The 7,306-nt window shown below is 65.2% G+C and carries 4 protein-coding genes; all 4 read right to left on the bottom strand.

Annotated elements, in window-relative coordinates; genetic code table 11:
• Positions 1–5 precede the first annotated feature (5 nt).
• Positions 6–3,599 (bottom strand): condensation domain-containing protein, encoded by a 3,594-nt coding sequence (locus tag PXJ20_RS14005; RefSeq protein WP_421031388.1) that lies wholly within the window; start codon positions 3,597–3,599, stop codon positions 6–8.
• A gap of 191 nt (positions 3,600–3,790) precedes the next feature.
• Positions 3,791–4,627 (bottom strand): ATP-binding cassette domain-containing protein, encoded by an 837-nt coding sequence (locus PXJ20_RS14000; protein WP_421031389.1) that lies wholly within the window; start codon positions 4,625–4,627, stop codon positions 3,791–3,793.
• Positions 4,624–6,315 (bottom strand): cyclic peptide export ABC transporter, encoded by a 1,692-nt coding sequence (locus PXJ20_RS13995; protein ID WP_421031390.1) that lies wholly within the window; start codon positions 6,313–6,315, stop codon positions 4,624–4,626. Before PXJ20_RS13995 ends, PXJ20_RS14000 begins: the two co-directional genes overlap by 4 nt.
• Positions 6,316–6,414: 99 nt before the next feature.
• On the bottom strand, positions 6,415–7,278 hold the full coding sequence (locus PXJ20_RS13990) for a YqcI/YcgG family protein (RefSeq protein WP_421032612.1): 864 nt from the start codon (positions 7,276–7,278) through the stop codon (positions 6,415–6,417).
• Positions 7,279–7,306: the final 28 nt, after the last annotated feature.

Here is a 7,306-nt window from a genome sequence, read left to right as displayed (position 1 = left end):
AGTCCTTAGTGCAGGTACGTGCCGGCAGCGAGCTGCGCCGCGCCGGCCGGTTCGTTGTTCAGTGCCGCGTCGTTCGGCTCGCCTTCGGTCTTGCCTTCGCCAAGCATGAATTGCGCAATCGCGCACGCAGGCGCCGCGGCCACTTCGTCGAGCAGCGCCACGTAGTGCTGCGCGAACTGTGCGACGAACGCCTCGTCGTACAGCGCAGCCGCGTAGGCGAATACGCAGTCGAGCCCTTCGTCGCCGCGGCGCAGTACGTCGAGCGCGAGTTCGAAACGCGCTTCGACGGTGCTTGCGTCGGTCTGCATGAGCGAGCCGCGCACGCCGTCCAGGTCGAGCGACGTAGCGAATTCGTCGTGGAGCACGAACTTGATCTGTGCGAGCGGATGCGCGGCGAGCCCGCTTGCGTGCTCGCGCCGTTCGCCGTGCGCGGCCACGACGCGATCGAACGGCACGCCTGCGTTGGCCTGGGCCTGAGTGCTGTCATCGCGTACGGCACGCAGCAACGTGACGAACGAATCGGAGCCCTTCACCGATGCGCGCATGGCCAGCGTGTTCACGAAGAAGCCGATCAGGCCATCTGTTTCCACGCGGTCGCGGCCTGCAACGGGCACCGCCACGACGATGTCGCGCGCGTGGCTGTAGCGATAGAGCAGCGCATAGAAGGCCGCGAGCAGCACCATGAAGAGGGTGGCGCGCTCGGCGCGTGCAAGCGATTCGAGACGCGCGGTGAGCGCAGGCGGAATGCACACGCGTGTACTTGCAGCGCGCGGGTCGTATGGCGCGCAGCGCTCATGGTCGGTGGGCAAATCGATGGGCTGGTCGTAGCCGCTGAGGCGAGTGCGCCAGTAGTCGAGCTGCGCGTCGAACACCGCTCGCCCCTCGCCCGCGAAGTGTTCGCGCTGCCATGAAGCGTAGTCGGCGTACTGCACGGGCAGCGCCGGCAGCGCGGCGAGCACGTTTGTTTCGCCGCGTCGCGCCGCACGATACGCCGCGGCGAACTCGCGCAGCAGAATGTCGACCGACCAGCCATCGACCACGATGTGATGCATGACGATGTGCAGCACATGTTGCGACGCGCACCGCAGGAACGTGGCACGAACAAGCGGACCGCGCTGGAGATCGAATGGAGTACGCGTGCGTTCGTACAACGCGGCATCGAGCGTGCCCCGCTGCTTCGAATACGCTTCGTCCAGATCGACCACGTCCCACGTCCATGCCGACGCCGACTGCTCTGCCGGCACGATCTGCTGACGCGGCACGTCGCTCACTTCGACGAAGCGCGTACGCAACGCTTCGTGCCGGCGCACGAGTGCGTCGATCGCGGCACGCGTGGCATCGATGTCGGGCGGGCCGTCGAACGAGAGCGTGATGGGCACGTTGTACGCGGCGCTCTGAGGATCGAGACGCCAGAGCACCCATAAACGCTCCTGCGGCAGCGAGAGCGGCGCATCGCCGGCACTGCGTCGTGCCAGAGCCGCGGGCGCCGGCACATCGCCTGTGGGTGAGGACCATCGCGTGTCGAGTGCGAAGCCGAGCGCGGCGGGCGTGGTGTGGGCGAACAGCAAACCGGGCGGCACGTCACGTGCAAATCGTTCGCGCAGCCGCGCGGCCACTTTCAGCGCGAGCAACGACCGGCCACCGAGCAGGAAGAAATCGTCCGATGCACCGGGCAATGGTATGTCGAGCACGTCGCGCCATACCTCGGCAATGACACGCGCGGTTGCCGTTAGTGGCTCGTCTTGCGGCTTCTTTGCCGCTATCGCGTCGCGGCTGCGGTGGCGCGCGTCGTGCACCGCAAACGGCACGATCGCCGCGCTGCGCCAGGCGTCGAAACAGGCGCTACGCTGCAGCTTGCCACTCGACGTGCGCGGCAGGTCGCCGGGTTCGAGCAGCAGGATCAATCCGACCTCATAGCCGAACGCCTCGCCCAGTGCGCTCGAAATCGCCCCGAAAATGCGCTCCGAAGCGATTCGTCTGCCCCGGCCGCGCGGCACTTCCGCGGCCACGCCGATCGCTTCGGTTTCCTCTGCACCCTCAGCGCCTTCGATCGGGAACGCCGCAATGCGCCCACGCCGCAGCGATTCGACACGATCGGCCAACACGGCTTCGAGATCCTGCGGGTACACGTTCTCACCGCGCAACACGATCATGTCTTTGCGGCGACCGCAAACGAAGAGTTCGCCCGCGTCGATGAAGCCCAGGTCGCCAGTGCGCAACCATCGGCCGGGAAAACCTGGTGTGTCGTCGAGAAACGTGTCTGCCGTGGCCTGCGCGTTGTGCCAGTAGCCCTGCGTCACGCTAGGCCCGCTGCACCATATTTCGCCGACGCGCCCCTGCGGCACGCGTGCGCGCGTGTCGGGGTCGACGATCGCGAATGTATGGGCCCATGCCGGCCCACCGCAGCCGACCACGGCCTTGGCGTCAGCATCGCTTGCAGACGGCAATGCGAGCGGCGTGGGCCTGGCGAGCGCGGACGCTGAAAAACGGCGCTCCGCAGCGCCTGTCCCGGCCTTCACGCCCGAAACGAACAGCGTCGCTTCCGCGAGGCCATAGCACGCGTACATGACACGCGGGTCGAGGCCGTGCGATGCGAAGCGGGCCACGAAGCTTTCGAACGTGGCCTGGCGAATCGGCTCAGAGCCGCAGAATGCGACGCGCAGCGAAGACAGATCGAGACCGTCGAGCTGCGCGTCGCGCACACGCTCTGCACAAAGCCTGAACGCGAAGTCGGGGCCGCCTGTGTGCGTGGCCCGCTCGGTCGCCACGCCCGTGAGCCAGCGCGCCGGACGTTCGAGAAAATGCAGCGGCGAGACGAGCGTGACCGGAAAGCCACAGAGCAGCGGCATCAGCACGCCCGCGATCAGCCCCATGTCGTGATAGAGCGGCAGCCACGAGAACATGCGATCGCCGGGACGGCAATCCATGGCGTGCGCCATCACTGCCACGTTGATGCACAGATTCGCATGACCCACCATGACGCCCTTCGGCGACGCCGTGGACCCCGACGTGTACTGCAAAAACGCAATCGCCTGCGGGTCGACGTGCTCGACGCAAAACCCGGCGCTTGGATCGACGTCGCGCGCCGAGGCATCCACGAGCACCGCATCCCCCAGCCCGTTGCCTGCAACAGCCGCCGCAAGACCCGCGCGAGACGATGCGTCGAGCACCGCGATGCGCGCTGCGCAATCCGACGTCATACGGCGCAACCGCTCCACATGCGCGCTGTGCTGCGCTTCAGGCGGATAGGCGGGCACCGCGATCATGCCCGCGTACTGGCACGCGAAGAACGAGACAACATAGTCGAGGCCGCTCGGCAACATGAGCAGCACGCGATCGCCCGCTGCGCCGTGCCTACGCAATACCGCCGCGAGACGACGCGCGCCGGCGTCGAGCGCTGCGTAGTTCAACTCGCGCGCATCCGACTCGCCATCGGCAAGAAACCGCACTGCCACCTGATCGGGACGCTGCCGCACGTGGGCCTGCAACGCCGAGACCAGATCGTCTGCCGGCAGCGTGCTCATCACACCTTCAGCATGGCGCGTACCGTCGCGACTCGCGGCAGGCTTCGCGGGGCGCCGCGTTTCGATCACAGTCATCCTTTCCTCCTGAGTTTCGCCGTGCTTCGCGTCGGGCATGGCAAAAGAGCATGCGAATTGGAACCGCTGCTCGTACCTGCTGGGCACGGGCGGCAGCACAACGTCGTCATTGCGGGGGATTGGCGCGGCGTTTCTGCGGTACGCCTGCGTAGGGACTGCTTGATGCTTGCCGGGGTTGCCCGATACCTGCTTCAGTACGCGAAGCTAATGGGCGCTCCGCCGCGTGGATGCGGCACGATGCCCATCGGTACACCGTAGATCTCGGCAAGCGTCGCTTCTTCGATGAGCGTTTGCGCGGCACCGCTTGCCAGCAGCGTGCCGCGCTTGAGCGCGATGAGCTCGTCGCAGAAACGCGCCGCCATGTTGACGTCGTGCAGCACCACTACGACGCCCAGCCCACGCCGCTGGCTGAGCGTGCGCACGAGATCGAGCACTTCGATCTGATGCGCGATATCGAGCGCCGAGATGGGCTCGTCCAGCAGCAGACATTGGCTGTCCTGCGCAACCAGCATGGCGATCCACGCGCGTTGCCGCTCGCCGCCCGAGAGGTTGTCCACGAGGCGGTCCGCGAAGTGAGCGATGTCCGTCAATTCCATGGCTTCGTCCACCCGGTCACGGTCGGTGCCCGTGAAGCGGCCGAGCGCGCCGTGCCACGGGTAGCGACCGAGCGAGACCAGTTCGCGCACGGTCATGCCGTTGGCGCCGGGCTGCTGTTGCGGCAAATACGCCACGCGTCGCGCAAACGCGCGGTTGTCCCACTCGGGCAGCGCTCGCCCTTCGAACGAGAGCGAGCCGGACGTAGGCGTCTGCTGACGCGCAAGCAGCTTGAGCAGCGTCGATTTACCCGAGCCGTTGTGACCGATGAGGCCGCATACGCGACCGGCCGGCAACGTCAGCGTGAGGGGCTGCAAGAGCACGCGTGGACCCACGGCGAACGACACGTTGTCGAGCACGTACATCGCTTCGCGCTGCGGTTGTCGGGGTTGCCGGGGTTGCCCGATGGAGAGAATCGAAGCGTTGACGTTCATGATGCGGACATTCCAGATTGAGGAGCCACCGCCAGATCGGCGCAATGCACTGCTTCGAGCGGCATGCGCACAAGTGCAGCGCCCGGCCCTTCTTCGACGATGCGGCCGAAATCGAGCTTGATGAAGCGGTCGGCAAGCGAGAAATAGCGGTCGTCATGCGTGATGACGAGCACGGTCTTGCCCTTCGCCTTCAACCCCGGCAGCAGGCGCCGGTAGAAGACGTCTTTGAACAGCGGGTCTTGGTCGGCGGCCCATTCGTCGAACACATAGAACGGCCGGTCCTCCAGGTAAGCGACGAGCAGCGCGAGCCGCTTGCGCTGCCCTTGCGACAACTGGAGCGTGGAGAAAACGCCGTCTTCCACACGCACCTTGTGGGCAAGCTGAAGCTCCTCCAGCAATTGCTGCGCGAGCGCATCCAGACCTTGCTGCGGCAGGCCCAGCAGGTTCTCGAAAAGGAAGAAGTCGCTGAACACCACCGAGAACTGCTGGCGGTAGAGATCGCGTTGCGCTTCCTCCACGGGACTGCCGTCTAGCAGCACGTGGCCACTCTCCGGCACATAAAGGCCGACGAGCATCTTCGCGAGCGTGGTCTTGCCGCTGCCGTTGCCACCAATCAGAAAGACCACTTCGCCGGGACGAAACGCGAGATCGATGGGACCGAGCGTAAAGACCTCGTTCTCCTTCTCGCGGAAATAGCGGTGGGTCGCACCTTGCAGCGCAATCGTGGCGAACGGTTTGACGGCGGCCGGCGCGAGCGATTTTTCGGGCGGCAGTTCCGCGCTGACCTGTTCGATGCGTTCCAGTGCCACGCGTGCCGAACTGAGGTTCGGTATAGCGGACAGCACCGCCTCGATAGGCATGATCATGTAGACGAACACGATCGCGTAGCCCGACATGACGTGCGCGTCCACGTGCATGTGACGCGCAAACACGAAGAGCGTGAGGCCGATGAAGGCGAACAGAATGCAGTTGCCCCAGCTCGATGCCGCCGCGTAGAGCATATAGCCGCGCGTGCGCTGCACGCGCACCGCTTCGACGTTGGTTTCGAGCGTGTCGTCGATAAAGGCGCGCTTGCGCTCGCGGTGCAGCTTCAGTTCCTTCGCGCCGTCGAAGAGCGCGCGAAAGTGTTTGACGAGATCGTCCTCGCGCTTGCGCGAGCTGCGCAGATGAAACATCGCGCGCGTATGTGCATAACGAAAACCCGCCATGCCGAGCACGATGGAAACAACCGCCACGGCCAGAATGAGCCACGACAGATAACCGAGATAGACGAGGCAGCCCACGATCACGGCACTTTGCATCGCGAGCGAAGGCAGACTCACGAAGAACACGACGATCGTATCCAGGTCTTGGGTCAACACGGCGAGCGAGCGCGCCGCGCCCTGCTTTTCCAGATGCGGATACGACGCCTCGCCAATGCGCCGGATGGTACGCATGCGCAGCGTCGCCTTCGCCTTTTGCCCCAGCCACATGAAGAGCGACTGCGCGAGCGTGCGCGTGGCCACGACCACGACGCCGACCGCCAGAAACTGCCAGCCAAGGCGCGTGAGCTGCTCGGGCGCCGCACTGAGCGCCTGATTGACGAGCGCAAGCAGCGCAGCATTGCCGAGGCCGCCCGCGACACTCGCCGCGAGCGCAACGGCCAGCGCCCATCGCGATTTGCTTACCAGATGCAGAAGTAAGGACATGTATTTCCTTTGATGACGAGAGGTGCGCGGACATGCCGTGCCAACGGCTTCTTGCAGGCGCGGGTGTTCATTGCCGGCCCGCGCCCGCGCGGCATGCCCTTACGCGTCCTCTTCGCTACGGCCGCTCGCGGTTGCAGAAGCATGTTCGTGTTTGTGTTCGTGCGCCTGCTGCATGCGTTTGAGAAAGGGGCAACGATCGCCCGCAGGCACGTTCGCGTCTTCGAGAAAATATTGCTTCCACTCGAGATTGCCGGGATCGCCGAAAAAACCCAGATCGGGATGCGCGGGAATCTCGTCCCACGCATCCAGCCGCTTGCGCACTTCGTTGCGCGCCTCGCGGCCAATAACCTTGTTGGTGATCGTGTCGACGAAGACCGAGCGTGGCTGAAACAGCAGGACCATGCCCGGCCCCAGGTTGCGGCTGCGGCGTGCGCGAAACGAAGGGCACGCGCAGACCACGAACATCTGCACACCGGCATATGAAAACTCCCATGCTTCTTCCATCGGGTCCGGCTGTTCGTCGGCCTGCGCGTCGGGGTCGACGTCGTGCAGCTGCTGCAGGATGCGCCAGAACAACTCGCGATAAGCGCTGTGCGAAAGCGGCTGCACGTCGGGCTCGAAGAACACGGCCAGATTGTTCCTGCGGTACTGCGGTTGAGCCGAGAGCGTCGCGAACGTTTGCATCGTCGCGGGCAGTTCGCGCGTGTCTTTGCCGTTGACGAACGAATAGAACATCTCGCCGCGCCGCTCCGCTATCGTGCCGAAAAAGCACGGATACGCCGGGTCCAGCACCTGTGCGCGCAGCGTCGAATACGATGCGGCGAGCCACTCGGGAATCGACGCCGTAGCGCCCGTTGTGCGCCCTGCGATGACACGGCTGCGCCAGTCGCCTGCATCGAACGCCAGGGGACCCGGGCGGCCGCCCGGCATCTGGCCGAACGCGCCTCCATTGCCTGCTTCCATCATTCGCTTCCTGCTCCACGTTTGAGCG

The organism is Paraburkholderia sp. A1RI_3L, assembly GCF_048957895.1.
GTDB classification, from domain to species: Bacteria; Pseudomonadota; Gammaproteobacteria; order Burkholderiales; family Burkholderiaceae; genus Paraburkholderia; species Paraburkholderia kururiensis.
This window is presented reverse-complemented; position numbering and strand designations above follow the sequence as displayed.